Genomic DNA, 243 nt, shown 5'->3' on the forward strand with positions numbered 1-243 from the left:
ATCGTGTAGTTCAGTTCGGGCGGCCGGCAGCCGACCCTCCGGGCTCCTGGGGTGTGCCCGCTCTGCTGCTGGGCGCGGAGATGAAGATCGAGCGCGGCAGCCTGACGCAACGCCAGGTATTGCAGAACGCAAGGATCAAGGTATCGGCATCGGTCTACAGCCGGATCGAGAACGGCGAGATGCGGATCGACAAGCCCGCCGTGGTCGAGGTCCTGCTGGATGCTCTTGGTGTTCGCCCCGGAC

At 65.0% G+C, this 243-nt stretch carries 1 protein-coding gene; it reads left to right on the top strand.

The features are described 5' to 3' along the window. Nucleotides 1-53: 53 nt before the first annotated feature. Nucleotides 54-243, top strand: a 190-nt coding sequence (locus tag CCN72_RS36045) for a helix-turn-helix domain-containing protein (protein ID WP_158101471.1), incomplete at its 3' end; no start/stop codon positions are given.

The organism is Streptomyces murinus (genome assembly GCF_002154555.1).
GTDB lineage: Bacteria > Actinomycetota > Actinomycetes > Streptomycetales > Streptomycetaceae > Streptomyces > Streptomyces murinus.